The organism is Acetobacter oeni (assembly GCF_011516825.1).
GTDB lineage: Bacteria > Pseudomonadota > Alphaproteobacteria > Acetobacterales > Acetobacteraceae > Acetobacter > Acetobacter oeni.
In genome coordinates this window covers 25,027-51,383 of sequence record NZ_WOTA01000019.1, presented here as the reverse complement: position 1 = coordinate 51,383, position 26,357 = coordinate 25,027, and the positions used below count along the sequence as shown (strand labels likewise).

At 56.9% G+C, this 26,357-nt stretch carries 24 protein-coding genes; 16 read left to right on the top strand and 8 right to left on the bottom strand.

Features of this window, described 5'->3' with window-relative positions:
* Nucleotides 1–145: 145 nt before the first annotated feature.
* The 4 genes from qhpR to eat all read left to right on the top strand — a co-directional run bounded on the left by qhpR (nt 146) and on the right by eat (nt 4,820).
* On the top strand, nt 146–1,183 hold the full coding sequence (gene qhpR, locus GOB90_RS12635) for an AraC-like transcriptional regulator QhpR (protein WP_242012000.1): 1,038 nt from the start codon (nt 146–148) through the stop codon (nt 1,181–1,183).
* A 103-nt stretch (nt 1,184–1,286) separates the two neighbouring features.
* On the top strand, nt 1,287–2,672 hold the full coding sequence (locus GOB90_RS12630; RefSeq protein ID WP_146887862.1) for an ethanolamine ammonia-lyase subunit EutB: 1,386 nt from the start codon (nt 1,287–1,289) through the stop codon (nt 2,670–2,672).
* Nucleotides 2,665–3,471 carry an ethanolamine ammonia-lyase subunit EutC gene (eutC, locus tag GOB90_RS12625; protein WP_146887864.1) on the top strand — a complete coding sequence of 269 codons (807 nt, stop codon included), beginning with the start codon at nt 2,665–2,667 and terminating at the stop codon, nt 3,469–3,471. Before GOB90_RS12630 ends, eutC begins: the two co-directional genes overlap by 8 nt.
* Nucleotides 3,468–4,820, top strand: a complete 1,353-nt coding sequence (gene eat, locus GOB90_RS12620; protein ID WP_146887866.1) for an ethanolamine permease — start codon at nt 3,468–3,470, stop codon at nt 4,818–4,820. Before eutC ends, eat begins: the two co-directional genes overlap by 4 nt.
* Nucleotides 4,821–4,875: 55 nt before the next feature.
* Here eat and GOB90_RS12615 read toward each other — a convergent pair whose 3' ends face one another.
* Entirely contained in the window at nt 4,876–6,474 is a 1,599-nt protein-coding gene (locus GOB90_RS12615) for a hypothetical protein (protein ID WP_146887868.1), read from the bottom strand.
* A gap of 291 nt (nt 6,475–6,765) precedes the next feature.
* The gene (locus tag GOB90_RS12610) at nt 6,766–8,520 is read right to left on the bottom strand and encodes a hypothetical protein (protein ID WP_146887870.1); all 1,755 of its coding nucleotides are present in this window, start codon (nt 8,518–8,520) and stop codon (nt 6,766–6,768) included.
* A gap of 256 nt (nt 8,521–8,776) precedes the next feature.
* Between GOB90_RS12610 and hslV the strand changes: the two genes are divergently transcribed.
* The 5 genes from hslV to GOB90_RS12585 all read left to right on the top strand — a co-directional run bounded on the left by hslV (nt 8,777) and on the right by GOB90_RS12585 (nt 13,047).
* On the top strand, nt 8,777–9,370 hold the full coding sequence (hslV, locus tag GOB90_RS12605; protein WP_146887872.1) for an ATP-dependent protease subunit HslV: 594 nt from the start codon (nt 8,777–8,779) through the stop codon (nt 9,368–9,370).
* A complete protein-coding gene (hslU, locus tag GOB90_RS12600) occupies nt 9,367–10,683 on the top strand; it encodes an ATP-dependent protease ATPase subunit HslU (RefSeq protein ID WP_146887874.1) in 1,317 nt (438 codons plus the stop codon). The genes hslV and hslU overlap by 4 nt, the downstream gene beginning before the upstream one ends.
* Nucleotides 10,683–11,147: a SufE family protein gene (locus GOB90_RS12595; protein ID WP_146887876.1), complete on the top strand. Its 465-nt coding sequence runs from the start codon at nt 10,683–10,685 to the stop codon at nt 11,145–11,147. The genes hslU and GOB90_RS12595 overlap by 1 nt, the downstream gene beginning before the upstream one ends.
* A gap of 176 nt (nt 11,148–11,323) precedes the next feature.
* Nucleotides 11,324–11,860, top strand: a complete 537-nt coding sequence (locus tag GOB90_RS12590) for a heme NO-binding domain-containing protein (protein ID WP_146887878.1) — start codon at nt 11,324–11,326, stop codon at nt 11,858–11,860.
* Entirely contained in the window at nt 11,860–13,047 is a 1,188-nt protein-coding gene (locus GOB90_RS12585; RefSeq protein WP_146887881.1) for a GGDEF domain-containing protein, read from the top strand. Before GOB90_RS12590 ends, GOB90_RS12585 begins: the two co-directional genes overlap by 1 nt.
* A gap of 39 nt (nt 13,048–13,086) precedes the next feature.
* Here the strand turns inward: GOB90_RS12585 and GOB90_RS12580 are convergent, their stop codons facing one another.
* The 3 genes from GOB90_RS12580 to GOB90_RS12570 all read right to left on the bottom strand — a co-directional run bounded on the left by GOB90_RS12580 (nt 13,087) and on the right by GOB90_RS12570 (nt 15,195).
* Nucleotides 13,087–13,602 (bottom strand): CinA family protein, encoded by a 516-nt coding sequence (locus GOB90_RS12580; protein WP_146887882.1) that lies wholly within the window; start codon nt 13,600–13,602, stop codon nt 13,087–13,089.
* A gap of 62 nt (nt 13,603–13,664) precedes the next feature.
* Nucleotides 13,665–14,660, bottom strand: a complete 996-nt coding sequence (trpS, locus tag GOB90_RS12575; RefSeq protein WP_146887885.1) for a tryptophan--tRNA ligase — start codon at nt 14,658–14,660, stop codon at nt 13,665–13,667.
* Between the two features lie 91 nt (nt 14,661–14,751).
* Nucleotides 14,752–15,195, bottom strand: a complete 444-nt coding sequence (locus GOB90_RS12570) for a c-type cytochrome (protein WP_276510659.1) — start codon at nt 15,193–15,195, stop codon at nt 14,752–14,754.
* A gap of 119 nt (nt 15,196–15,314) precedes the next feature.
* Between GOB90_RS12570 and GOB90_RS12565 the strand changes: the two genes are divergently transcribed.
* Nucleotides 15,315–15,596 (top strand): hypothetical protein, encoded by a 282-nt coding sequence (locus GOB90_RS12565; RefSeq protein ID WP_242011998.1) that lies wholly within the window; start codon nt 15,315–15,317, stop codon nt 15,594–15,596.
* 63 nt (nt 15,597–15,659) lie between these two features.
* Here the strand turns inward: GOB90_RS12565 and GOB90_RS12560 are convergent, their stop codons facing one another.
* A complete protein-coding gene (locus GOB90_RS12560; RefSeq protein WP_373322065.1) occupies nt 15,660–16,157 on the bottom strand; it encodes an FKBP-type peptidyl-prolyl cis-trans isomerase in 498 nt (165 codons plus the stop codon).
* A 79-nt stretch (nt 16,158–16,236) separates the two neighbouring features.
* On the bottom strand, nt 16,237–17,475 hold the full coding sequence (locus GOB90_RS12555) for an argininosuccinate synthase (RefSeq protein WP_146887891.1): 1,239 nt from the start codon (nt 17,473–17,475) through the stop codon (nt 16,237–16,239).
* 304 nt (nt 17,476–17,779) lie between these two features.
* Here GOB90_RS12555 and GOB90_RS19690 point away from each other — a divergent pair, with 304 nt between their 5' ends.
* From GOB90_RS19690 to asnB, 4 genes are all read left to right on the top strand, one after another.
* Nucleotides 17,780–20,374, top strand: a complete 2,595-nt coding sequence (locus GOB90_RS19690; protein WP_146887893.1) for a CotH kinase family protein — start codon at nt 17,780–17,782, stop codon at nt 20,372–20,374.
* A 307-nt stretch (nt 20,375–20,681) separates the two neighbouring features.
* On the top strand, nt 20,682–21,593 hold the full coding sequence (locus GOB90_RS12545) for a glycosyltransferase family 9 protein (RefSeq protein WP_146887895.1): 912 nt from the start codon (nt 20,682–20,684) through the stop codon (nt 21,591–21,593).
* 218 nt (nt 21,594–21,811) lie between these two features.
* Entirely contained in the window at nt 21,812–22,828 is a 1,017-nt protein-coding gene (locus GOB90_RS12540) for a glycosyltransferase (protein WP_146887946.1), read from the top strand.
* Nucleotide 22,829: 1 nt separating this feature from the next.
* Nucleotides 22,830–24,605, top strand: a complete 1,776-nt coding sequence (gene asnB / locus GOB90_RS12535; RefSeq protein ID WP_146887897.1) for an asparagine synthase (glutamine-hydrolyzing) — start codon at nt 22,830–22,832, stop codon at nt 24,603–24,605.
* 298 nt (nt 24,606–24,903) lie between these two features.
* Here the strand turns inward: asnB and GOB90_RS12530 are convergent, their stop codons facing one another.
* Nucleotides 24,904–25,521: a YitT family protein gene (locus GOB90_RS12530; RefSeq protein ID WP_261765954.1), complete on the bottom strand. Its 618-nt coding sequence runs from the start codon at nt 25,519–25,521 to the stop codon at nt 24,904–24,906.
* A 137-nt stretch (nt 25,522–25,658) separates the two neighbouring features.
* Here GOB90_RS12530 and GOB90_RS19225 point away from each other — a divergent pair, with 137 nt between their 5' ends.
* On the top strand, nt 25,659–25,997 hold the full coding sequence (locus GOB90_RS19225; protein WP_242011997.1) for a hypothetical protein: 339 nt from the start codon (nt 25,659–25,661) through the stop codon (nt 25,995–25,997).
* A 3-nt stretch (nt 25,998–26,000) separates the two neighbouring features.
* The gene (locus GOB90_RS19220; protein WP_338077540.1) at nt 26,001–26,309 is read left to right on the top strand and encodes a CPBP family intramembrane glutamic endopeptidase; all 309 of its coding nucleotides are present in this window, start codon (nt 26,001–26,003) and stop codon (nt 26,307–26,309) included.
* Nucleotides 26,310–26,357: the final 48 nt, after the last annotated feature.

The following is a 26,357-nucleotide window of genomic DNA, read 5'->3' as shown; positions in this document are numbered from 1 at the left end:
TTATCGCGAGACCGGTCTGTACTTGACAGAGACCACCCGAAACAGATCATCATAACGAAGTAACAATAAAATCAGGAGAGCAGCTTCCAGCGCATATGGCAGCGCGAGACCGGGGCAGCATGAACAAAGGATGTCTTTACGAACCATGACACCCGAACGACCCGAAAACAGAAGCAGTGTTCTGGCCGCCGCCATGACAGGAGCCGGTTCGTTTATCCGTCGCCAGGGATGTGACGAAACCGTCATCGCCCGCGCAGTCGGGCTGGATATCGTCGATGATCTCTCTCCTACAGCAGCCCTGCAACTCAGCGATTACTGCGCCCTGTTCGAAGAACTTGCCCGTCAGTCCGGATATTGCGAGTCCGGCCTCGTCTATGGCCGGCAGTTTCGGCCTGATATGCTGGGTCTGATCGGCTTCATCGCGCTGGCATCCCCGACACTTGCAAACGCAGTCGAAAATCTGGCCACACTGTTCCCCTGGCATCAGCATAATACTCACACTCGCCTGGTCCGTACTGAAAGTGGTCTGCGGCTTGAGTACCAGATTACCGATCCTGCCATCGTCGCCCGCAGACAGGATGCGGAACTAACAATGGGCATGTTCTGTAACGTCTTCCGCCACGTCCTCGGCTCCGACTGGGCTCCGGATGCCATCTGGCTCGAACATGCCCGTCATGCCCCAGTCAGCGCGTATGATGATGCTTTCGCAGCCCCCGTTCAGTTCCGCTGCGGGATGAACGCGGTCCTCTTTACCGAAGAACAGCTCGAAATTCCTATGCCCGGCGCCAATGTTGCCCTGCTGGCCGTGTTACGGGAAAGTCTGCTCAGCCTGGCTCATAATCCCGCCACGCCCGAACGCAGCACGAATCTTCTTTCCCGGGTTAGAAAAGAAATCCGGCGCACCCTGCCACATGGAGCCATAAAACTTCCCGCACTGGCCGACACTCTCGGCGTGCCACGCTGGACCCTTCAGCGCAGACTCGATGATCTTGGCGTCACCTACACCGATCTTGTTGACGGAACCCGCCGCGCCATGGCCACTGATTATCTGAGGCAGAAAACAATGCCCGTAGGTGAGATTGCCTTTCTGCTGGGTTATTCGGAAGTCAGCGCGTTCAGCCGGGCCTTCCGGAAATGGTATGGAATATCGCCGCAGGCTTTCCGTCAGCAGCAGGCAAAATGATGCAGTATGTCAAACGATTGTGACGCACGGACGGGACCAGACCCGCTTATCTGCCTAGAATACAATCACTCGGCACTGAGGCTTCAAACGGAATCCCGACGTTTTGTCCCATCGCATCAGCCTTTTCGGCGAGACCTATGTTTTTAGTGATCTGAAACACCTTCTCGCCTGCGCCTCCCCGCAGCGTTCCGGCGATGAACTTGCCGGTCTGGCTGCCCGCGATCCCGTTGAACGTGTTGCTGCCCGCGAAGCCCTGGCCAGCCTTCCGCTGACACAGTTTCTGGCCGAACCCGTCATTCCCTACGAAACCGACGAAGTGACCCGCCTGATCGTCGACACCCACGATCCCGCCGCTTTCGCGCCGATTTCCCACATGACCGTCGGAGACTGGCGCGACTGGCTCCTTGGCTACGACGCCGACGCAGCCTCCATCTCCCGCCTTGCCGCAGGTCTCACTCCCGAAATGGTCGCCGCGGTGAGCAAACTCATGCGCGTGCAGGATCTGGTCGCGGTCGGTCGAAAAATGAGTGTCGTTACCGCGTTCAGAAACACTCAGGGATTATCAGGATGTCTCGGAACCCGACTGCAACCCAATCACCCCACCGATGATCTGCCCGGTATCGCCGCAGCCTTGCTGGATGGCCTGCTTCTGGGGGTCGGCGATGCCGTTATTGGAATCAATCCCGCATCGGACCACATTGCCACAGGCATCGACATTCTGCACATGCTTGACGAAATCAGGCAACGTCACGACATGCCCGTGCAAAGCTGCCTGCTCACCCACATCACCGGTACACTGACCATGATCGAACGTGGCGCACCCGTCGATCTCGTTTTCCAGTCGGTTGCCGGAACGGAGAAAGCCAATGCAGGGTTCGGCATTTCTCTGTCGCTCCTGAAAGAAGCCCATCAGGCCGCACTCGAACTGAACCGCGGAACCACCGGTTCGAATGTGATGTATTTCGAAACAGGGCAGGGGGCCGCACTTTCCTCCAACGCCCATCACGGCATTGACCAGCAGACCGCCGAAGTCCGCGCCTATGCCGTCGCCCGCGCCTTCAGCCCGCTCCTGGTCAATACCGTCGTCGGTTTCATCGGTCCCGAATATCTCTATGATGGCAAACAGATTATTCGCGCCGGTCTGGAAGACCATTTCTGCGGCAAGCTCATGGGCCTGCCGATGGGCTGTGACGTCTGTTACACCAATCACGCCGAGGCTGATCAGGATGATATGGACAGCCTGATGCTGCTTCTGACGAATGCCGGAGTAAATTTTCTCATCACCGTGCCTGGCGGTGATGACGTGATGCTTAGCTATCAGAGTCTGTCCTATCACGACATGCTCACTCTGCGCTCCGTCTGCGGCGTCCGCGCCGCCCCGGAATTCGAGACCTGGCTCGACCGGATGGCTTTCCTCGATCCCCGACGGCGTCTGAAAGTCAACCCCCCGCAGGCACTTCCCGGACTCGCGAGGCCGTTACGTGACTGAATCCGTCCCGGACTCCGTCTCCGCCGATCCCTGGAAGCGTCTCCGCAACCTTACCCGTGCCCGAATCGGTCTGACCCGTGCCGGCGACACGCTCTCGGGAGCAGAAGTACGCGCTCAGCAGGCTGCCCATGCCCGCGCCCGCCGCGCGGTTCACGCCTGCCTGAACCCGTCAGGCCTCGCCATGTCCATTGATTCCTCTACGGCAGAGGTCATCGAAGTCCGCAGCGAAGCCGCTGACCGCGCCGCATTTGTGCGTCGCCCGGATCTTGGCCGCCTCCTCGCTCCGCAATCCGCCGTGCTCCTGCGCGGCCTGCCCGGACCGGTGAATGGCTACGACATCGTCTTCGTTGCCGCCGATGGCCTCTCAGCCATTGCCGTCGAACACCAGGTCCCTCCGCTCCTGAAAGCCGCTATTTCCAGCCTCAGCAACAACTGGCGTATTGCTCCGCTCGTCATCGCCCATAACGCCCGCGTCGCTCTCGGCGACGAAATCGGTTTCCTGATTAATGCAGGCTGCGTCGTCATGATGATCGGCGAACGACCGGGTCTCAGCGTCTCCGACAGCCTCAGCCTCTACATCACCTGGCTGCCGCGTCCAGGTCGTCAGGATTCCGAACGGAACTGCATTTCCAACATCCATGAAAACGGACTCTCCATTCAGGGCGCCTGTCACAAACTTTGCTGGCTGCTCTCCGCTGCCCGGAAACTGGGGGGCACCGGTATCCGTCTGAAAGACGAAAGTACAACCCTCACAGCTCTTCCGCGACGAGAGAGTGAATCATGGGAAAGCGAGCCATGAGCAACAAAACCGGCCCCGAACTCTCCCATAGTCTTGGTACTGTCCAGCTCTGGGCCATCGCCGTCGGCCTCGTCATTTCCGGCGAATATTTTGGCTGGAGCTACGGCTGGGACTCAGCCGGAACACTCGGTTTTCTCGTGGCAACCATCCTCGTTGCCGTAATGTATCTCGCTCTGATCTTTTCTTACACTGAACTCACCACCGCCATGCCCAGAGCCGGCGGCCCGTTTGTCTACGTTTCCGCCGCCTTCGGTCGCCGGGCAGGTCTGCTCGCCGGCTACGCCTCCGCCGTCGAATTCGTCTTCGCGCCTCCGGCCATCGCGCTCGCCATAGGCTCCTACCTTCACGTCCAGTTCCCGGCCCTCCCGCCAAAGCTCGGGGCCACCCTGGCCTTCCTTACTTTCATGGCCATCAATATCGTTGGCATTCAGATTGCCGCCAGTTTCGAACTGATCGTCACCGTCGCCGCCATCATCGAACTGCTGATCTTCATGGGAGTCGTCCTGCCCGGGTTCTCATGGTCACGCTTTATCGCCCATGGATGGGGAGGAGCAGACCATTTCTCCTGGTCTGTTCTTACTGGTATCGCCGGTTCCGTGCCCTTCGCCATCTGGTTTTTCCTGGCTATCGAAGGCGTCGCTCTTACTGCCGAGGAAGCCAGATCTCCCCGCAAAACATTGCCTCGTGCCTATATCGCTGCCATCGCAACACTCGTTCTCCTTGCTTTCGGTGTCATGATCCTGGCCGGAGGCGTTGGCGACTGGCGCACTCTCGCCAGCCTAAACGACCCGCTCCCCGCTGCCATGCGTATGGTTGTCGGCGATCACAGTCCCTGGCTTCACATGCTCGTCTGGCTCGGTCTGTTCGGCCTTGTCGCCTCACTGCACGGTATTATCATGGGCTATTCACGGCAGATCTACGCCCTGGCCGATGACGGCGGTCTGCCCCGCGTGCTCGCCCGCGTCCACCCGCGTTTCCGGACTCCGTGGACCGCAACCCTCGCCGGAGGTGCTGTCGGCATCCTTGCCATATTCAGCGACGATTTCATGTCATGGGGAGGCCAGGGGCTTACGGCCTCTATCGTCACCCTGTCCGTCTTTGGCGCGCTGACCATGTACGTGCTGACTATGAGCAGCCTGTTCCGCCTTCGCCGAACTGCACCGGATATGCAGCGCACCTGGCTCGCCCCAGGCTACCCGGTCGTCCCGGGTTTCGCACTGGCCGCAGCGGCTGCTGCCCTGATTCTTATAACGATACAAAACCCGATATTGTTCACCGTATTCATCACAATGATGGCCGTTGCTCTCGGAATGAGTATGCGTTTTTCCAGGTCATCTGACACAGAATGAGAGTCTGCATACCGATTTCATATCCGCCAGCCTGATAAGCCTGGGCGGAACAGGGTTACCAGCGGGGTGATTTTTTATCGCAGGCGTAAGGAGGTAGCCAGCAGGCATTCAGTCTAAAGCTAATATGCATTTTCCAGTAATGAATGTCTCCCGTTTCTGAAACAGGGTGTAGTTTCCCGTCCAGTTCAGTGAAAGGCCGGATTGCGCCCGAAAACGGATGCGCCAGTGCTATCCAGCGTACTCCCTGGCTATCAGGAAAGCCTCTGTAATCATTAATGTTTCGCCAGGTTCCGCTCATATCCTGTATACGCGACGGACCGAAATATGCCTCTTCCCATCGGGGCTTTTTCTCCGCTATCTGTACCATCCATTCCGGGCCGGAAGCAGCCTCTTCCTGGGCAGGTAAAAGTCTCACACAGGTTATAAGATAGACCATCAGAATCAGGGCAAGAACAGATCGTCGGTGTGAGCCATAAATTATTGCATGAACAGCAAAATATCCCAGAAGAGTCAGGCCCGGGAAAAGCCATTTGAAGTAATGAACATTATTATAAAGCCACAGACCACCGGGAATCAGATCGACATATGAGAAAAAAAGCAGAGAATATGTAACAATCAGGACAGAAAGCAGCGTCAGAGGGAATACGGTACGACGTGTTACAATTAGCGGGAGGGCCACAATAGCGGCTATGCCCGGTGCAATCCACGGCAAACGCTGCATAAGACCGACGCCATCCGGAAACCACGGACGGGGCGTGATCAGCAGAATATAGGTTTTCCACCACAACCCTTCGAGCCTGAAACCAAGCTCTCTGGAAATGATCATATACTGGCTGGGCTTCATGCCGTATATACTAAGATAAAGCATAAAGCACGGACCCAGAAGTATTGCAGCGCCAGAGATCAGAAAAGCGGCACGCGTCAGAAAATCCTTCAGAGTATATTTTCGTAAGATCACCGCGGCCAGCAGCATGAAGATGCCTGTTTCTCCGGCGATCAGCAGATCGGTAGGGCGGGTCACAGGCATTGCGGCCAGCAATGCGCCCAGAATAAGAAACCGCCAGTAATTCGTACGGGAGGATGCCAGGGAGGAAACAGAGTCCGAAACAAGTGTAAGTCGGGTTGCGAGGTTCAGTGCATTCCAGATCAGTGCCGCAGAAAGTGTCGTATTCCAAGGTTCGGCCCACACTGCCCTCAGAGAGGCACTCCCGCATGTGGCCAGTAAAAATAGCGGTACCGAAACGACAGATCTTACACCGCAAGCACGCGCGAAAGAGATAAAACCATATCCGGCAGCGATGAGACACAGCAGGTCAGGCAGAAAGTAAAGATGCGAACCAAAAGAGGCAAACAAAGCACCCATCAAGGAATAACCAAACGGATACCAGTGCTGATCCGGTGTCAGATCGGAGTGACTGAATGCCAGGGCAGATTTAAGATAATTTGACTGGTCGAACCAGCCCCACCAGCCTTGCGGAAATCGTGAACCCGCACATGGCACTGCCTGATTATGCCAGTATGACCGGATATAAACAGCAATAACAATAAACAGCCCGAATATCTCAGTGAAACGATCCGGACTCTGCCTGATCAGTTGCCACAGCCGCGCCAACGGTCCTGTTTCACGCAGGGTTGCAAGGGAAGAGGGCATCATGAGGCAAACTCCGAGATACAGGGATATCGGAGCACGCATTGAGTCTGCTATCCGATTATTAAAGAAAATCCGACAATTTACTTTGTCGCGCTTGTATGAAGGACAGATAAACGAGAGATGATTACGTTGCAATTGCAGATTGGACATTCAGGAAGGTAAGAAATTATTCCTGAAGGATTGTCATGCATGTAAACCATGTGTCGATGTCAGTCTCCAGTTTGCTGAAAGCAGAAATCTTCTGCAGATTTTCCAGGCAGGTAGTATCAGAGCCTCTTTTTTTGAAATATATTGTCATAATTCCCGGCAGGACCGTGCGGCAAACCACCTTCTGAGAACAGAACGTGAAATCGCAAAATCAATGTGATAGTTTACTTCATCTGTCAGGTCGAAATCATCTGTCCGGAGTTCCATTTGCCGAACCGGAACATTGCAGGACACGGTTACAACTTGGTTCGCCGGTATGCTCCACGACATTGACTTTCCCGCTTCGGAAAAGACCGACACATGGAACCGGTGCAGTTGTCCCGGAGTGAACCAGGACTCATACGGCCTGCCAGACATGATTGAAAACGCGCGGATCGGCGGAGAAGGGGATACCACCAGACGATGTGGTTCGTTTATTCCGGCCTCTCCGGAGCAAGGAACCAGTTTCACATGTGACAGATCGGCAATCGCGAGAAAGATGCCAATCACAGGCAGGCTCATCAGTCGCCAGCGAAGGGCTCCCACGCAAAGCAGAATGACAGCCATGGAGGCGAAGGTGAAATACGCCGCGGCAAGCATGTCAGCCGGGTCATCATCTTCGACCGGAAGCAGATATCCAGGTCGAAATGCAGATGTCAGGTGTCGAAAAAGAATTTCCCATGTCGCGCTGAATTGTCTGTTTTCGACAAATACATTCGGATCATAAAAATAAAGCCCTGTATTTAACAGGGTGGGCAAAAGCAGTAATAAAAACGCAAGCCAGGTTGCTAAACCACGGGCATGTCGCATCCAGATGGCCAGTCCGACCGTGAGCATCGGGAGGGAGAGACACCAGAACCGGGCAGGCCAGCATTCACCCGGATTAACACCTACTCCGGTAAAAGCCGCAATCACCGCCAGTATGAGCGCCTGTCGCGCCAGAGGTACTGGTTTCCCGAGTGAGCCGTAAAGTAGTCCGGCGTAGCCGATGATCCAGATCGGAGCATAGGCAAAGAAGCCATGACGAACATTAAAAAGTTGCATGGAAATAACAGAAAACCATTCGCCGGGTAATGGTGGTCTGGCCGAATTCACCGGCCCCGTGATCGCTCCGTAAACAGCAAGGTTCGCAAGAATGAAAACCACACCGACTGCGGCAGCACAGGCGGAAATCAGAACGGCTCTTTTCTTCTGATTGCTGGCCCATATTTTCTGCAAAAGAAGAAAAGACAGAAAGACCGCTACAACGCATCCTCTCATGTGAATAAAAGGGATGGCAACCAGAATAGCAGCGGTCAGTGAATCCTGTTTCCATCCGGCATTTCTGTCTCTGTAACAGATGCGTTCCCAACTCACGACCGTAAAGGTGAATAAAAACGCCTCCATATAAAAAACATGCAGATATGCAATAAGCGGAAGTGATAAAGCCGCAATCATCGTAGCCGCCAGAGCCGCATTTTGTCCCGTTATGCCGCTTGCCATGCGAAACAGACGAAACAGACCGAAGAAGCCCGTGAGAAGAGTGACAAAACGCAGGCCGGCCAGGGAAAATAATCCCGCAACGGGCGAAAGAAATACCGGTAAATAGACGCCATTCATGACGACGGCGCTATTTCCTCCTGACGGCAACGTCGTGGAAGGAAAACGGGCTGCCTGCAATGTAACCGCGCTCCATTCCTCCACAGGCATGACAAGAGTCAGGTGCCGGATGAAAGAAGTCGCATAAAGCAGATATCTGAGCTCATCACCCGTCAGAAACTGCTGACGAATAAACAGAATTACAGTTCCCAGAACTGCGAGAAAAGCTACCAGAACCACCGATTTTTTGAGATTCCCGAAAACATTCATAAAAAATGAAATCATGAAATCTTCCGGAAGGTATTTGCGTGCAGTAAATTCGGACAGTGATCGTTCATAATTGGTGCCGACATCGTAAACAAGTTCCGGCTCAGGAAAGTGCGAACGAGACCTCATGCCCCCGACCGGCAATTCCTTACCCGTTGTCCTGGCGGTTTCCGGCCGCGGCTCCTCACCCGCTAAGGGCGGGCACGTCCGCAACAAGACGGTCCGCGATGACCACCCCTTGTGATCCGTCCCGGAAAGGCTATCTCATACAGACATGAACACGCATCAGATTACCCCCCACGATCCGGTCGGCTGGCACGGAACAACCATCCTCTGCGTTCGCCGCGACGGCGAAGTTGCCATGGCTGGCGACGGACAGGTGTCCCTCGGCCAGACCGTCGTCAAAGGTAATGCCCGTAAAGTCCGTCGCATCGGCCCGAAAGACCAGATCCTCGCCGGCTTCGCTGGCGCTACAGCCGATGCTTTTACTCTGCTTGAACGCCTTGAAGGCAAGCTGGAACGCTTTCCGAATCAGCTGGAGCGCGCCTGTGTCGAACTTGCCAAGGACTGGCGGACCGACCGGTATCTGCGGCGTCTGGAAGCCATGCTGATTGTCGCCGATCAGACTCACTCCTTTACACTCACCGGCAACGGAGACGTGCTGGAGCCCGAGGATGGCATCATTGCAATCGGTTCCGGCGGAAACTATGCCCTGTCGGCCGCCCGGGCTCTTCTGCCGGTTGACGGGCTGACCGCCACGGAGATCGCCACACGCGCCATGAAGATCGCCGGTGACATCTGTGTCTACACAAACCACTCCGTCACACTCGAAGTGCTGAATGAGTCAGACGGAAAGGGAGACCGATGAGCATTATCCACTTCTCGCCTGAGGAAACTGTCACCGAACTGGATCGGTTCATCGTCGGTCAGACCGATGCCAAGCGTGCCGTTGCCATCGCCCTGCGTAACCGCTGGCGCCGCGCGCAGCTTCCCGAAGCCATGCGTGAGGAAGTGGTCCCCAAGAACATCCTCATGATCGGCCCGACAGGCTGCGGTAAAACCGAAATCGCCCGTCGTCTCGCCAAACTCGCTCAGGCGCCGTTCCTGAAAATAGAAGCCACTAAATTTACCGAAGTTGGCTATGTTGGCAGGGACGTGGAAAGCATCATCCGCGATCTCATCGAATCCTCCATCACCATGCTGCGCGATCAGCGTCGCAAGGATGTAAAGAGTCGCGCGGAAGAAGCTGCTGAAAACCGGCTGATCGACGTGCTCGCCGGGGAAGGCTCATCCGCCGATACGAAATCCCGTTTCCGCAAGATGCTTCGCAATGGCGAGCTCGAGGACAGGGAAATCGAAATCGCCATTGCGCCGGACCCGACCAGTGGGCAGGGCAGCCCGGAAATCCCGGGCATGCCACCGGGTTCGGTGATTAATTTCGGTGATATGATGAAAAACATCATGGGGCGCACGGCCCAGCCGCGCCGTCTCACCGTTGCAGCGGCCCGTGAGCAGCTCGCCCGGGAGGAAGCCGACAAATTACTCGATAACGACGCCCTGACCCGCGAAGCCATCGCTCACGCGCAGGACAACGGCATTATCTTTCTCGACGAGATCGACAAGGTCTGTGCCCGGTCGGAAGGCGGCTCACGGGGCGCCGATATTTCCCGTGAAGGCGTGCAGCGCGATCTCCTGCCACTTATCGAAGGCACAACTGTTTCCACAAAATACGGTCCCGTAAAAACAGACCACATCCTGTTCATAGCGTCCGGTGCCTTCCATCTGGCCAAGCCCTCCGACCTGCTGCCTGAGTTGCAGGGCCGTCTGCCGATCCGCGTTGAACTTGCGCCCCTGACCCGTGAAGATCTCCGGCGCATCCTTACCGAGCCGGAGCATTCGCTGGTTAAACAGTATATTGCTCTGATCGGCACAGAAGACGTCACGCTCGACTTCACCGACGAGGCGGTTGATGCGCTCGCGGAACTCGCCGCTGACGTGAACGAGCGTGTGGAAAACATCGGTGCCCGCCGTCTCGCTACCGTTATGGAAAAGCTGCTTGAAGAGGTGTCTTTCACGGCTTCAAAGCATAAAGGCGAGACAATCACGATTACCGCCGATCTTGTCCGTGACCGCGTCGCTCCGCTCGCCAGTAAAGGCGATCTCAGCCGGTTCATCCTCTGATGGCGGCCGATCCCTTTGTCCGTCCGGAAGACGAAACAGCCGCCGCAGCCATTGCCGTAATCAGCGATGAACTGGCCCTCTTCGATGACTGGATGGACCGCTACCAGTACATCATCGAACTGGGCCGGAAACTGCCCCCTTTTCCGAAGGAGTGGACCGACGACGCCCATCGTGTCCCTGGCTGTCAGAGTCAGGTCTGGCTCGAAGCCCGTTGTGACGATGGGACAATGTATTTCGCAGGTGCTTCCGATGCCGCCATTGTCTCCGGACTCGTAGCGCTTCTTCTGCGTGTGTATTCCGGACGAACACCGGAAGAAATCCGCGCGACCGACCCGGTTTTTCTCCATGATCTCGGCCTCGTTCAGGCCCTCTCCACCAATCGCGGCAATGGTATCGAAGCCATGGCCCGGGCAATCCGCGCTGCCGCCGCACAGCAGCAGGAGCGGGATGAACAGATCCGGTAACGGTTCATCATCCGGTTTCCACCGCAAAACAAAAAGCGTTCGGGAGTTAAACCGACCTGTAGCCCGGTCTGTGCTGTCATACAGAATTTCGTAATCTGGCGTGAAGTTTTAACCGGATATGAGCATAATCTGTTTAGAACTGATCAGAAGAGTAATTTATCCTGATCGGGAATATAATGAAGGGCATCGTCTTCAACCTGCTCGAAGATGCCGTTTGTGAGCAGTACGGCGCTGAAACGTGGGAACTCCTTCTGGATGATGCCGGGCTGGATGGTGTTTACTCCTCTCTGGGCGACTATCCGGACGCTGAGATACAGGCCATCGTGACAGCCGCCGCCATTCGGCTTAATGTTTCGGAAAGTTCGGTTCTGCACTGGTTTGGCGAAACTGCAATGCCGTTGCTGAAAACCACTTATCCTGAAATTTTTGAGCCGTTTCATTCCTCAAGAGCTTTTGTTCTTTCGGTCAACACCATAATCCACCCTGAAGTCATGAAGCTTTATTCGGGCGCCCGGTGTCCGTTTTTCAAATTTCAGGAACTACCGGATGGCGCACTTCAGATGACTTACAAATCATCAAGGAAGCTTCTGGATCTTGCTCATGGCTTTGTCATGGGCACTGCGGCGCAGTGGAACGAAAGAGTGACAATCGAGCGTTTCCCGGCGGGATCAGCCCGGGAAAATGACATGATTATCCGCTGGCTCGCTGACTGATGGAGGAAGACGCTGAATGCAGCGCGGGGGACTATCAGGCGCTTTATCGTCGCACTCTCAGGCGTCTTGAGCGAGAACGAAAAATCCGGCGGGAAGCAGAAGCTATCGCCGAGCGCGGTTTGCGCGAACTTTATCGGCTGAATGATCAGCAGAAACTTCTTGAGACGATCGTCAGCTACGCCAATACTACTTCATCCGGACAGCGAGTGATCGAAGTCACACTGGAAGAAACGTGCAAAAGTCTGGGGATGACCTGCGGGCTTGCTTTTCTCAGAGAGCAAAAGGGCTTCAGCCTGTCCGCTCCGCACCTGTGTCGCCCTTCCACGCAGAAAGCACTTGAAAACGCGCTTTCCGCATGCCGTTCGTCAGGATTGTTTGAGCCCGGAGGCATCGCCTCACAGATTGTGGAAGAACAAAAAATCCTGAGCTGGATGCCCGGACAAAATGCCGGCACTCCCGCATCGCTGTCACATGCTCTCGGGTTTCCTGTCATCGCCGACGGCGCGGTCCGGGTTTTGCTGATTTTTTTCTCCTGCGCGGAGGTCAAAGCCGAAGAACCTGTTGTAGGCCTGTGCATGAATATCGGAGGACATATCGCCCGAGTCATGGAAAGAGAGCAGGCGGAAGCAACGCTCCTGCATGATGCCACACACGATGCCCTGACCGGATTGCCAAATCGCACCAGCTTCAACAGAACGCTTGCGGAGACAATCCGGACCCGGACGAAGCATGTTGCGCCACCGGCTGTCTGCGTCATTGATCTCGATGAGTTTAAGCAGATCAACGATAATTTCGGCCATTCAGCCGGCGATATGTTTCTGACGGAGGCAGGCCGCCGTCTCTCTGCCTGCATACGTTCTTATCCTGACTGCACAGTGGCACGTATGGGTGGGGATGAGTTCATGGCCTGTCTCGACGGCCTGTCGGACCCGGCCGAAGCTTTGCGGATCGCCAGGTGCTTTTGTCATGCATTCGATCTGCCGTTCCTGTTCGAAGGCCAGGAATTGCAGTCATCGGTAAGTATCGGAATCGCTTTCCTGGCAACCGGAGGACTGGAGGCTTCTCAGATCCTGAAAGCCGCTGATCTGGCGATGTATGAAAGCAAGAAACGCGGCGGCGGTATTGTGACACTCGCCGAATCCCCGAGCCCCGTCAGATCGAAACAGTTCACGTATTCCAAATCGTAACAGCACAGCGTAATCCGGATACCGGCGAGGATTTTCTGATTAAATGACGGTCATCACCATTTTTAGCGCATGTTCTGCTGCCTGAGCCCGAACGGACGTCCGATCTCCGGAAAAGACATGCCGCTCAGCCCGCGCCTTTTGCCCGCGCCGGATCACGCCGAACCATACCAGCCCGACAGGCTTCTCAGCACTTCCGCCATCCGGCCCCGCAATCCCGGTCACTGCTACCGCCACATCCGCGTCAGTTCCCGCAAGCAGCGCTCCGGTGGCCATCGCCAGCGCAACAGTCTCGCTTACAGCTCCCCGCTGCGCCAGAACTGCGGCAGATACTCCAAGGCAGGCCTGCTTCATGGCATTGGAATATGTCACGAATCCGCCAACAACCGATGAGGAAGACCCGGCATGATAAGTCAGGGCTCCTGCCACCAGACCACCCGTACAACTCTCCGCCGTAACAACCCGCAATCCTGCTGTTTTAAGTGCGGCCAGGACATCAGCCGCCACACTTAAGATTGCATCCGGCAGAATTACTCCGCCAGCATCGCTGTCCGCCATGACTTGCCTTCCGCAATATCCGGATGAGCCGGTTCGTCAGGATCAGGGTAGCGACGAAAACATCACTTCAGGAACCCGACAATCTTCTCTACCTCGGACACGATCGGTTCAGCCATCGTCCCGGCCCGCGTCGCACCATCCCGCAACACCGTATCCAGATAGGCCGTATCCGCAAGCAGGCGACGCGTTTCACTGGCAATCGGATCAATCCTGCTGACCAGCACATCCGTCAGCGCCTGCTTGAATGGCCCGAATCCATCGCCTCCATGCCGCTCCAGAACCTGATCAACACTCAGTCCCGCAAGCACGGCATAAAGACCGACCAGGTTTCGCGCCTCCGGCCGGCCGTCAAGACCTTCAGCCGAAACAGGCAATGGCTCAGGGTCCGTTTTCGCCCGTCGAACCTTTAGCGCGATCGTATCCGCATCGTCCGTCATGTCGATCCGGCTCTGTGCCGAGGCATCGGATTTCGACATCTTCTTCGTGCCATCCCGCAGACTCATCACCCGCGCCGCTTCCGGTGGCACAAACGCCTCGATCGTCCCGAAGAATTCAACGCCATAATCGTGGTTGAATTTCTGTGCAATATCATTGGCCAGTTCGATATGCTGCCGCTGATCATCGCCAACCGGTACCCGGGTTGCCTTATAGGCCATGATGTCCGCCGCCATCAGATTGGGATAAACATAGAGGCCCGCCGAGTGATTCTCCCGATCCTTGCCTGCCTTGTCCTTGAACTGCGTCATCCGGTTCAGCCAGCCGAGCCGTGCGACACAGTTAAAAATCCATGCCAGCCGCGCATGCGCGCTGACTGCGGACTGATTGAACAGAATCTGCCCGACCGGGTCGATCCCCGAAGCCAGAAGAACGGCCGTCTGTTGCCGCGTCTGCTTGCGCAGATCTTCGGGGTTCTGCCAGACCGTGATGGCATGCAGATCCACAAGACAGAAAATGCACTCATGGTCAGCCTGTAGCGAAACCCAGTTACGGATCGCGCCCAGATAGTTGCCAAGATGAGGAATGCCGGTCGGCTGAATGCCGGAGAATACGCGTTTCATGCCTGCTTTGTCGGGTGTTTCACCTCTTCCGGTCAAGTCCGCAACAATACGGTCTCTTCCGCATGGGAGAGCTTTCCGGAGATAAATTCTGTCAGGGCAGGGGATGTGCCCGGTCGAGAGCCTCGCGCATTGTTGCAACACCGCTCGCACCGACCCGATGCGCGCGGGCCTCAGCCACATCTGCTGCCGTAATGACCGGTGCCGGCGTTGTTGAACCCTGCCCGGACAGATAAGTCAGGATCAGAGCAACCTCTTCATCGGAAAGATACCGGAAGGGCGGCATCTCCGCTTCATAAGACGTTCCGTTTGCCCGGATGGGTCCGCTGAGACCATTCATCAGCACACCCGCAAGATATCGTTTGCCCTCAGGCGTTGATGCAATCCGGTCAATCCGCCCGGTCAGCGGCGGGACGGAACCGGCCATTCCCTGTCCCCCATGATGACAGATGCCGCAGTTCGAGCCATACAGAAAATGACCGCTCTTATGCCGGGAACAGCCGCTCAGAAATGCGATGGCAAACAGCGCGGGCAACATGCGGGCAAGACGGACGCTCATTCGGATATAAAAATGCATAAGTCCTGTCTGAATTTTGAAAGTTACGACAGCCCCGCAAAGAGCGTTAAGTCAGAACACAGCCTGTAAAGGAGCATCACATGGCTTTTGTTTATTGCCGCACTCGCAGGTTCGCGGCCTTCTGTACACTGATCGGGCTGACAGCAGCCCTTGCGGATACTCATGGCGCCCGGGCTGACACGGCACGGCAGGAACAGACCGCCGCCTGTAAAGGTGACGCAGTCAAACTCTGCACATTTTACATTCCGAACGAGAAAAAAATAGCCGCCTGTCTGGCGTCAAAACGCGACAAACTGACACCGGCCTGCAAAGCCTATTTCCCCGTAAAAAAAGCTTCCAAAGGGAAGAAAGTATCAGGATAGGCAACGTCGAGGAAAAAATGCAGGAACCGGGTCATCAGCCCCGGATCCTGGCAGGATAATCGTTTATTCGGCGTGTTCGACCCCCAGAAGCTGGATCTTGAAGATCAGCGGACTGTTCGCGGGAATGATACCCATTTCACGCTGGTCGTAGCCAAGCTTTGCCGGAACATAAAGCATCCATGTGTCGCCAACATGCATCATCGGCAAAGCCTCCATCCAGCCTGGTACCAGACCATCAAGCGGCATCCGCATATAAGCGCCCTGACCATGCTGGTCAGAACTGTCAAAAATTGATCCGTCCGGCAGCCTGCCTTCATAGATCAGCATCATGCTGTCGCCCTTGCGCGGTGACGCGCCATCCTTCGGACCGGATGTCAGAACTTTATAGGCCAGCCCGTCAGGAAGAACCTTTACGCCCGGCTGCGAGATCTCCTTGTGCATGATCTGCTCGGGGGTGAGTTCCGGCTCTTCGTTGTGTCCGCACGCCGCCAGGGGAAGGCTGAGAAGCCCGGCGAGCGCGAAAGGAAACAGTCTTTTCGAATTCGGCGAAAAACGCACCACTTCACCTCAGAAATTGTTGACGAAAAACATTACTGAACCAGGCCCGCCGCAAAACGAAATGCCCGGAACATGGAAAACGTCAGAGAGAGCCGCCACGCCTGCCGATCTGCGCGCCCAGACGCAGACGCAACGCGTTGAGTTTGATGAAACCCTGAGCATCCTGCTGATTATAGGCGCCCTGGTCTTCTTCAAAGGTCACAACCCGCGTATCATAAAGGCTGTTCGGACTCTCGCGACCCACGCAGATGACGTTGCCCTTGTAGAGCTTCAGACGAACCCGCCCGCTCACCGAATGCTGAGACGTGTCAATCAGTGCCTGCAACATACGCCGCTCTGGCGAGAACCAGAACCCGTTATACAGAATTTCCGCATAGCGGGGCATCAGGCTGTCCTTGAGATGCATCGCCTCACGGTCCAGCGTGATCGACTCGATGCTCCGATGGGCGGTCAGCAGAATCGTGCCGCCCGGAGTCTCGTAAATCCCGCGTGATTTCATGCCGACAAAGCGGTTCTCCACCAGATCCAGACGCCCGATCCCGTTCGCCCGGCCCAGTTCGTTCAGCTTCGTCAGCAACGTCGCCGGAGACATCGCCTCGCCGTTGATTGCCACCGGATCACCCGACATGAAATCAACCGTAATCTCCGTCGCGACATCCGGCGCATCCTCGGGCGCAATCGTCCTCTGAAAGACAAGCTCTTCCGGCGGCACCGCAGGGTCCTCAAGAATCTTCCCCTCGGATGACGAATGCAGCAGGTTCGCATCCACTGAAAATGGCGCTTCGCCCCGCTTGTCCTTCGTCACCGGGATCTGATTGTCCTCGGCAAACGCCAGCAGACGGGTGCGCGAGGTAAGATCCCACTCACGCCAGGGCGCAATCACCGTGATGTCCGGCTTCAGCGCATAATACGCCAGCTCAAACCTTACCTGATCATTGCCCTTGCCCGTCGCGCCATGCGCAACCGCATCCGCCCCGACAGCTTCGGCAATCTCGATCTGCCGCTGCGCGATCAGCGGACGTGCAATCGACGTCCCCAGCAGATACTGGCCCTCATAGAGCGTGTTCGCCCGGAACATCGGGAACACGAAATCCTTCACGAACGTCTCGCGCAGATCCTCGACGAAGATCTCTTTGACGCCGAACATCTCAGCCTTCTTCCGGGCCGGCTCCAGTTCCTCGCCCTGACCAAGATCAGCCGTAAAGGTCACAACCTCGCAGCCATACGTCGTCTGCAGCCAGCGGAGAATCACCGACGTGTCGAGGCCGCCCGAATAGGCCAGCACGACCTTCTTGATACGTTTTCCCTCGGGCGGCGTCATACGTGATTTCTCCGGTTTTTCTGAATGTAATCCAATAACCTGCCGCACCACCCCAAATCAAATGGCTTCCGATGGCCCCGGACGGATCGCGCGACAGTTTCCGCTGTCCACTAGCACTCTGTCGGCCTTCAGGACCAGAGCCGTTCCTGGTGACCCGAAGAGCGGATCAGCCTGAAACGGGTGGGGTCATGTATTCAGAAAGTATTCCGGGAGCCCTGCTGTGAGGTTCGGGTTCAGAGGCAATCGTCTCACGGAATAACAAAAAAATTTATAAATATAATTCAGAAAACAGGGCATTACCTGAGTGGCTAATCTTTCTTTGACTGTCAACGGAGCAGTCGCGTCAATAAGTGGAAATACAATTACAATCACCGTGCCAAAGGACGGTCTGCAGAACGGAGACGGTAATACCGCGAAATACGCCTATATTCTTGGCTGGGCACCGGGCCCGACGGCGACCCCTCCGGCAACAGGTCAGATCGCCGCCGATACTGTATCGCTTTTCGAGTTTGGCAAAACCTGGACATCCTGGGGCGCCGATCCCGCCGTTGTTACGACAACGGCTACGACCGATTACTCCTATTTCGTTCTCAAAGGTGGCGATGCATCCGCGGACGCAGGCTACACCTACGTGCTGGCCGTAACGAAACAGTCCGACGGTTCATACGCCCTGTCCGGATGGGAAAACGGCAGCAGTTCCACGGACGTCGTCAACAGCACGTCCTACACGTTTACCGGCCCGCTTACCGCGGTCGTCGGAACGGCCATGACTGTCTCCGTCGCCGCAAACGGAAGCGGCCCGGCCACGGATACAGTCATCACTTTCTCAGACGCCGGCGCCGGCGGAACATTCAGCGCCGCCTCGGTGACGCTCCCGAAAGACAGCACCGGTGCCGTTTCAGCATCCTATACCCCGGCGAATGCCGGCACCGTTTCCCTGTCCACGACAAACAGCACAGGCCTGACAAATCCGTCGCCTCTGTCCGTCACAGTCGTGGCCGAAGCCGCTCCGTCAACGACATATGCCTTGTCCGGCCCGACAACCGCCGTCGCCGGAACACCCGTCACGCTCTCCCTGACACCGGACGGAACAGGCCCGTCAGCGGATACGACAGTCACGCTTTCCGATAACGGGGCAGGCGGAACATTCTCCCCGGCGACCGCAGTTTTCACCGCAGGCAGTTCGGTAACAGACACAGTCTTCTATACGGCTGTCTCCTCAGGAACCATCAGCATTTCGGCGACCAATAATACAGGTCTGACGAATCCGGGGGCTCTGTCGGTTCAGGTGGCCAGCCCGCCTCTGTCGATGGGCACCACGACTGTGACCACGGATGCGACAACGGATATTCCGTCCATCACCACAACACCATCCGGGGGCGTTTCTCCCACATTTCTGATCTTCAGAGGCCCGCAGGGCATTTCGACATCCGCCCTGTCGCAGATAGCCTCGGTGTCGACTCTTCCTTACGTCGATACAGATGCGCCATGCGGAGATCTGCAATACTGCATAACAGCAACCGACAGCAGCATTGGCACGGCGGTTCTCGACGGTGGTGTCGCGGACGTAACGATTGCGACAAAAGCCGATACGTCGGATCTTTCCATAGACAGCGCCACATATCACTTCATCGACCGGCCGGACGTGATCGCGCGCATGGATATTTATGGCGACATGCCGGTCGGTCGCGGCACAGCATCGACTGATTGCGTGGTTCAGTATTCCGTTGCGGGAAAGGTTGCTTTCACCCTGAACGGTTCCGCAAAGGTCAACGGACAATCATCCTCCGATGATCCGAAAAAAGGCTACAGTATCAAGCTGACCACGAAATCCGGCAAAAAAACCCAGGTCAAGTTCGGCTCATGGAACGCACAGTCAAAGCTTTCGCTCAAAGCCTATTACCTTGACCGGTCAATGTGCCGCGATATCGTTGCCAACCGCTTCTGGTGCGATATTCGTCGCGTCGGAACGTATCCTGATAACATGATCTTTCCGGCAGACGCTGTAGGTGCCAATGGCGCCACAGGCAGCCAGCCGGCATCCGCGCCGATGAGCACCGATGGTTTCCCGGTAAAACTGTACGTGAACGGAACCTATCAGGGCCTTTATATCGAACGGACCGGGGGCGACAATGACGACTGGCTGATCGATGACAGCAACCCCGATCATTATCTCCTTCAGTTCGATCATGCCGGTGTCGCAGACTGGCAAAACTGCAACTGGTACGCCGGCTTTAATTACGAGCAATGGGATGTGGCCTCGCCGGCGATGAGCGGATACGCGGATCAGGGTGATTTCCAGACGTCGAATCCGACGCAATGGGCCGCTGTGACAAGACTGTTCAGTTTCATAGAAAGCGCGGGTTCATCGTCTGTCAGCTTCGCCGCAGACGCCGCAACATATATGAATGTCGCATCATGGATCGATTATCTGCTCTTCAGTGAAGTGGTGGCCAACTCGGACGGCGTCGCAAACAACCTTTATCTGGCCTCCTGGGATGCCAAAACCTGGCATGTCATGGCCTATGATCTGGATGAAACATTCGGAACGTATTGGGAGCACACGGCCTCATCGCGTGATCCGGTAACAATAGGTCTCGTCACCCAGGCTACGTCCTATTCCACCAACGGAAACGGCGTATGGATGCTGTTCTGGAACACGATGCAGCCTCAGTTGACATCCCGGTACAGAGAACTTCGTGACGCCGGCGTGATTTCAACGGATCACGTTCTTTCGCTGTTCCGCGGGTTTGCCTCGGCGTTCGGAGATGATGAACTCATGAATGATTACCAGGTCTGGGGCTTCAATGACCAGGCATCCATGGCCTACGTCATGGACTGGGTCAGCCGCCGGATTACATATCTGGATGGCGTGTTCTCATACACAGCCGGGATCTGATTCCAGATAAGGGAAATCGCGCTGCATGGCGCGATTTCCTCCATCCCGCACGGGAAAGGCTGCGCCGGAAACCATCTTTCTGTCCTGGAATCCCGATAGAAACAGGCTGAACATCTGAAAGCAGACAAAACCGATTTCCAAAAAATAATTCCGCCTCAGCCAGCCACTGTCCCTCATGACGACCGCGGGCCAGCCGGTGTCATCTCCGATAAATATTTTCCTGCGCAATGCGTTCCGGGCGAGGCCTGCCCGGCGCAGGTTACGCCCTCTCGACCATCCCCCCCGCGCCGCGCTATCACTCGCTCCGATGCGCATTCTTTTTATCACGGCAAGCCGCCTCGGCGACGCGGTCATTTCCACCGGTCTTCTGGAATATCTGCGCCAGACCTGCCCCGGCGCCCGCTTTACCATCGCCTGCGGTCCTGTTGCCGCCGGACTGTTTCAGCATATGCCCGGGCTCGATCGGGTCATCACCGTTACCAAACGCCGCTACGATCTCCACTGGATCGATCTCTGGCGTCACTGTGTTCTGACCCGATGGGATCTCATCGTCGATCTGCGCGGTTCCGCCACCAGCTTCTTCCTGTGGGCGCGCCGGCGTCGGATCATGCGCGGCGGACGCCGGCCTGGCCCGCGCCTCGCCCACGTTGCACAACTCTTCGGGCTCGCCCCGCCGCCCATGCCGGTGATCTGGACAGATCCCCGGGACACGGAAAAAGCACGCGCCCTCCTCGGTACACAGCCCCTGATCGCGCTCGGCCCCACTGCCAACTGGTCCGGTAAAATCTGGCCCGCCGACCACTTCGTTGTTCTCTGGACAGCACTCTCAGAAGCACGACCTGACATGCGCCTCGCCGTGTTCTATGGTCCGGGAGAAACCGAACGGCAAACAGCCGCTCCGCTCCTCGCTATCCCCGGCAGCATCGACGCCGGGGGACGCTTCACCCTCGCAGAGACTGCTGCCATGCTCGAACTCTGCGCTCTGTTTATCGGAAATGATTCAGGCCTGATGCACCTGGCCGCCGCCGCCGGCATTCAGACGCTTGGCCTGTTCGGCCCTTCAAAAGCCAGTGAATACGCCCCGAGTGGTCAGAACGCCACATGGATCGCCGCACCCGGCCCGGAAGGCGAAGCGCCCATAGCCGGGCTGGAAATACAGGCCGTCATTGATCGCGCCCTGACCATGCTGCCAGTCGCTGCCCCGGAGCAAAAATCGTGAGCGGCATAAAAAATGAATTGTTCCGGGACGGGGGCGACTCAATACCAGACCCATATCCCGGACCGCACCCGGGAACGCCGCCCCATGTCCGGACGATTGCGTCCCTTTCATCGACCTTGTCCCCGGAGCCATTCCATAAATCCGTACCGGAAATCCTGGATCCCGGCGAACTGCCGTTGCCCGAGCCCCCCGTAACTCCGGTTCGCGTCGCCCACGTCATGGCCGGCGCCGCAGCCGGAGGCGCCGAGCTTTTCTTCGAACGTCTTTGTATCGCTCAGGCAAAAAGCGGTCTCGACGTTCTCCCGGTCATTCGCCGTAATGCCGAACGTCTCGTCCGGCTCCAGGCCGGAAACCTTACGCCGCGCGAACTCCGCTTCGGCGGGCAGGCCGACCTCCTCACCCGGCCCCGCCTCAACGCAGCCCTGAAAAACTTCTCTCCCACTGTCGTCGTCGCCTGGATGAATCGCGCCGCCCGTTTCACACCGACCGGCCCGTGGACGCTCACCGGACGCCTGGGAGGCTTTTATGACCTCTCCTATTACCGCCGATGCACCCACCTCATAGGCAACACCCGCGGGCTGGTCTCCTGGATGACACGACAGGGCTGGCCGGAAAGCCAGGTTCACTATGTCCCCAATTTCGCCACCGACATCGGACACGTCGCCCCGAAACGTCCTGCCGAAATTCCCGATGGTGTTCCGTTCATCCTCGCTCTCGGACGTCTGCACACCAATAAGGCCTTTGATGTTCTCATCCGCGCCATCGCCCGCGTCCCCGGCGTCCACCTGATGATCGCCGGGGAGGGACCGGAACGCGAAGCCCTGGAAACTCTGACCCGTACCGAGCGTGTCTCTGACCGTGTTCACATGCCCGGCTGGGTCGATCCGCCAGGCCTCATCCGCGCCTGCGACCTGTTCGTCTGCCCCTCGCGCCACGAACCGCTCGGCAACGTCGTGATCGAAGGCTTCTCCGCCGTCCGTCCCGTCGTGGCCGCTGCCTCACAAGGTCCCCGTGAACTTATCGTCCACGGACGCAATGGCCTCCTCGCCAGCATTGATGACGACAAAATGCTCGCCGCCGCCATGCAGACCGTCCTGTCCGACCATGCTCTGGCCCACCGCCTCGCCGTTGCCGGTCGCGCCACCTACGAACACGATTTTGCTCCCAAACCCGTTCTGGCGGCCTGGTCCGTGTTTCTCCGGCGCGTCGCCCCCGACGCTTACCAGGGCGCCTGAGATGTGCGGGATCGGCGGTATCGTTTACAAACCCGGCGCCGCACCACGTGACGATGCTACGCTTGATCGTTTCGCGTCAGCGCTCGCCCATCGTGGCCCGAACGGCATCAGAATCGAACGCCTCGTCCGCGCCGATCTTATCCATACCCGCCTGTCGATCATAGATCTCGAAGGGGGTGACCAGCCCATTCATGCCGGCTCCGCCGCCATGATCGCCAATGGCGAGATCTACAACGATCCCGACATGCGTGCCGAGATCGGAAACGATCATTACACCACCGGCAGCGATTGCGAATCCGCCCTCCGTCTCTGGCAACGTGACAAAACTGCCTTCGCCCTTCGCCTGCGCGGTATGTATGCTATCGCTATCTATGATAGTGACCAGAACTCTCTGGTTCTCGCCCGTGACCCGTTTGGTATCAAGCCGCTCTACATCAGCGAACTTCCGGACGGTATCGCCTTTGCCTCGGAACCCGCCACCCTGATTGCCGCCGGTCTTGTCCCGCCCGGCATTGATCCCGTCAAACGCAGCGAACTTCTGCAACTCCAGTTCACCACCGGCAGCCCCACGATCTTTCCAGGCATCTCCCGCATCCTGCCAGGAGAAACCCTCCATATAAAATCAGGATGCATCACACACCGTACACGCCAGTCAGCTCTTCCGTCCGGCCCCGTCGAGCAGATCGACGAACGCGCTGCGCTGACACGTCTCGACGCAGCCATCATGGACAGCGTCCGTGTCCATGAACGCGCCGATGTCCCTTTCGGCCTGTTCCTCTCCGGTGGCATCGACAGCAGCACCGTCCTCGCCGCCATGTCGCGCCTGCGTCGTGAAGCAGGGCAGGGCGCACGACTTCTGACATGGACGGCGACCTTCGATACCAGCAACGTCGCCAACGAAAGCGAACAGGCCGCCCACCTTGCTCAGTCAACAGGCGCGATTCACGAAATCGTTCGTATCAAGCGAGAAGATTTCTGGCGGCATCTCCCCGCTATAGCCGGATGCATGGACGATCCGGTCGCTGATTATGCGATCGTCCCGACCTGGCTCCTTGCCCGCCGCGCCCGCGAAAGCGCCACGGTCGTTCTCTCCGGTGAAGGCGGCGACGAACTTTTCGCCGGTTACGGTCGGTACCGCCGTGCCCTCCGTCCCTGGTGGCGCGGCGGTCGCAAAATGCGCCGCAAAGGTATCTTTGATGGTCTTGACGTGCTCCGTCCTGACCACTCCGCCCACTGGCGTAACAGCCTCACCACCACCGAACGCGATCTGACACATATCCCCACGCGTCTTTCAGCCTTTCAGGCCATCGACATGGCCGAATGGCTTCCCAACGACCTGCTTCTCAAACTCGACCGCTGCCTGATGGATCATGGTCTCGAAGGCCGGACGCCACTGCTCGATCCGGCCATAGCCAACGCCACCTGGCGCCTCCCCGACACCCTGCGTATCCGGGACGGTAAAGGCAAATACCTCCTCCGCCGCTGGCTCGAACGCGAACTCCCGAACGCAGATCCTTTTGCTCCCAAGAAAGGCTTTACCGTGCCCGTCGGAGAATGGATCGCACAGGAATCCTCCCGCCTGGGACCACTCATGGCCCGGCAACCTTTCATTGCAGCCATAGCCGATCCTGCCAGCGTCCGCACTCTCTTCGCGAACGCCTCTGTCCGCAAAGCCGCCCCCGCTGCCTGGACTCTTCTTTTCTACGCCCTCTGGCATCGCGTTCACCTGGAAGGCATGGACCGCACAAAAGACGTTTTCGAGATACTTTCTGCCTGAAAAAACGGAGAACAGACGTAATAAAATCAGAATACTGAGAAAAAATCAGAGTTTTCCGGACGGTGGGAGTAATGAATAATTACGAAACACAATTATCATCTGTTTTTTCTAAATAAAAACATCTGACGATTATAGAGCTGTTAGCAGAAATAAATAATATACCACCCCTCCATCATGATCGGAGTGAGGAGGACTATCGGACGCGGGGCTCATCAGATGCTCAATCCTGGCGACAGCATCAGACATCAAGCCGGGAACGAAAGGCACCCGTCCAGGGAGCTTGCGGGACATCCGTCCTTCAATGCCCCAGATACCGTTCCGGTCGATGAAACACGATCATCACTCCGCTCAGTGCCGCCGCGCTGAGCGCTGAAATCAGAACCTGCCGCCAGGGCAGAGCCAGCAACGACACCAGCAAAATCACCGTATCAATCGCAAGCTGCGTTCGCCCGGCATTGATCCCGCGCTTCTTTTGCAACCACAGGGTCACAACACCCGTGCCACCCACGCCAGCCCGATGTCGTGCCAGTGACAGAATGCCCATACCGATAATAGTCCCCCCGAAAATCGCTGCAAAAACAGGATCGATATAGCTTAGACCGATCACGTCCGGCACACCCAGCGCCAGGACCGTGACTGATACGCTTACAATCACGGTCCTAAGGGCAAAAGAATGTCCCATTGCCTTAAAAGCAAAGATCAGAAACGGAATGTTGATGAGGGAAAACAGAACTCCCGGAGAAACAGGAACAAAATATGAAACCAGCAGAGCAATCCCCGCCACACCACCCGTCACCAGCCCCGCCTTATGTAAACAGGCAAGCCCGATCACAATCATCGAGCAGCCAATAAGGAAAGCATAGATATCTTCAGAGAGTGTATGACGATGTGGCACCCGCCTGGAAAGAGAAATCACTCTGGCCCTGCTGTTCATTCCATCCCTCTGCACGTCGTACATCCCGGCAGTTCGTACTACAATGAACGAACGGCCCGATTACACGCAAGCGGTCTTCCTGTCCCGGCTTCATGCCACAAGCCGGAAACATAAGCTGTATGCTGCAATCCATACCGGTAATCTCCGCCTGTTACCGACTTCGCCTCACCCTCGAATTCGCATTCATTTTCATCGGTGCCCCGCTCCTGATCCTCGTCATCCGTCGTCCCGGCGTGCTTTTCGCCGCACTCTGGCTCGGCGCCGGCTTCGCCTGGCTCACTACAAAGCGTGAAGCACCAGCGCCTCACGATCCGGATCACGAACGCAGTAAGCTGTTCATCCGCTTCGGAATACCCGGTTTCCTCATCACGCTGACAAGCTGGTGGATCTGGCCACGGACATTCCTTAACCTGCCCCTGCACAGCCCATTATTCCGGAGCGCGCTCATGGTCCTGTAGCCACTGCTCTCCGTCTGGCCGCAGGAAATGCTCTGTCGCCAGTTCCTGTTTACCCGTTACGCGCCACTCTTTGGTCGAACCACGATCCTCATCGCCGTCAGTTCTCTCAGCTTCGGCTCTGCTCACATCATCTTTCTCAACCCGATCGCAATCGTCATGACACTTGCCGGCGGTTTCCTCTTCGCCCGTGATTACGCCCGACACAGATCTCTGAAACTGACCCGTCTGGAACATACATTCTGCGGCTGCCTGATTTTCACCGTCGACCATGGACGTTTTTTCTATACCGGCGCCGCATGGCATCATCACTGAGAATTCAGCCTGACAGAGCGGTGCAGGACTGAAACGCGCCGCTTCCAG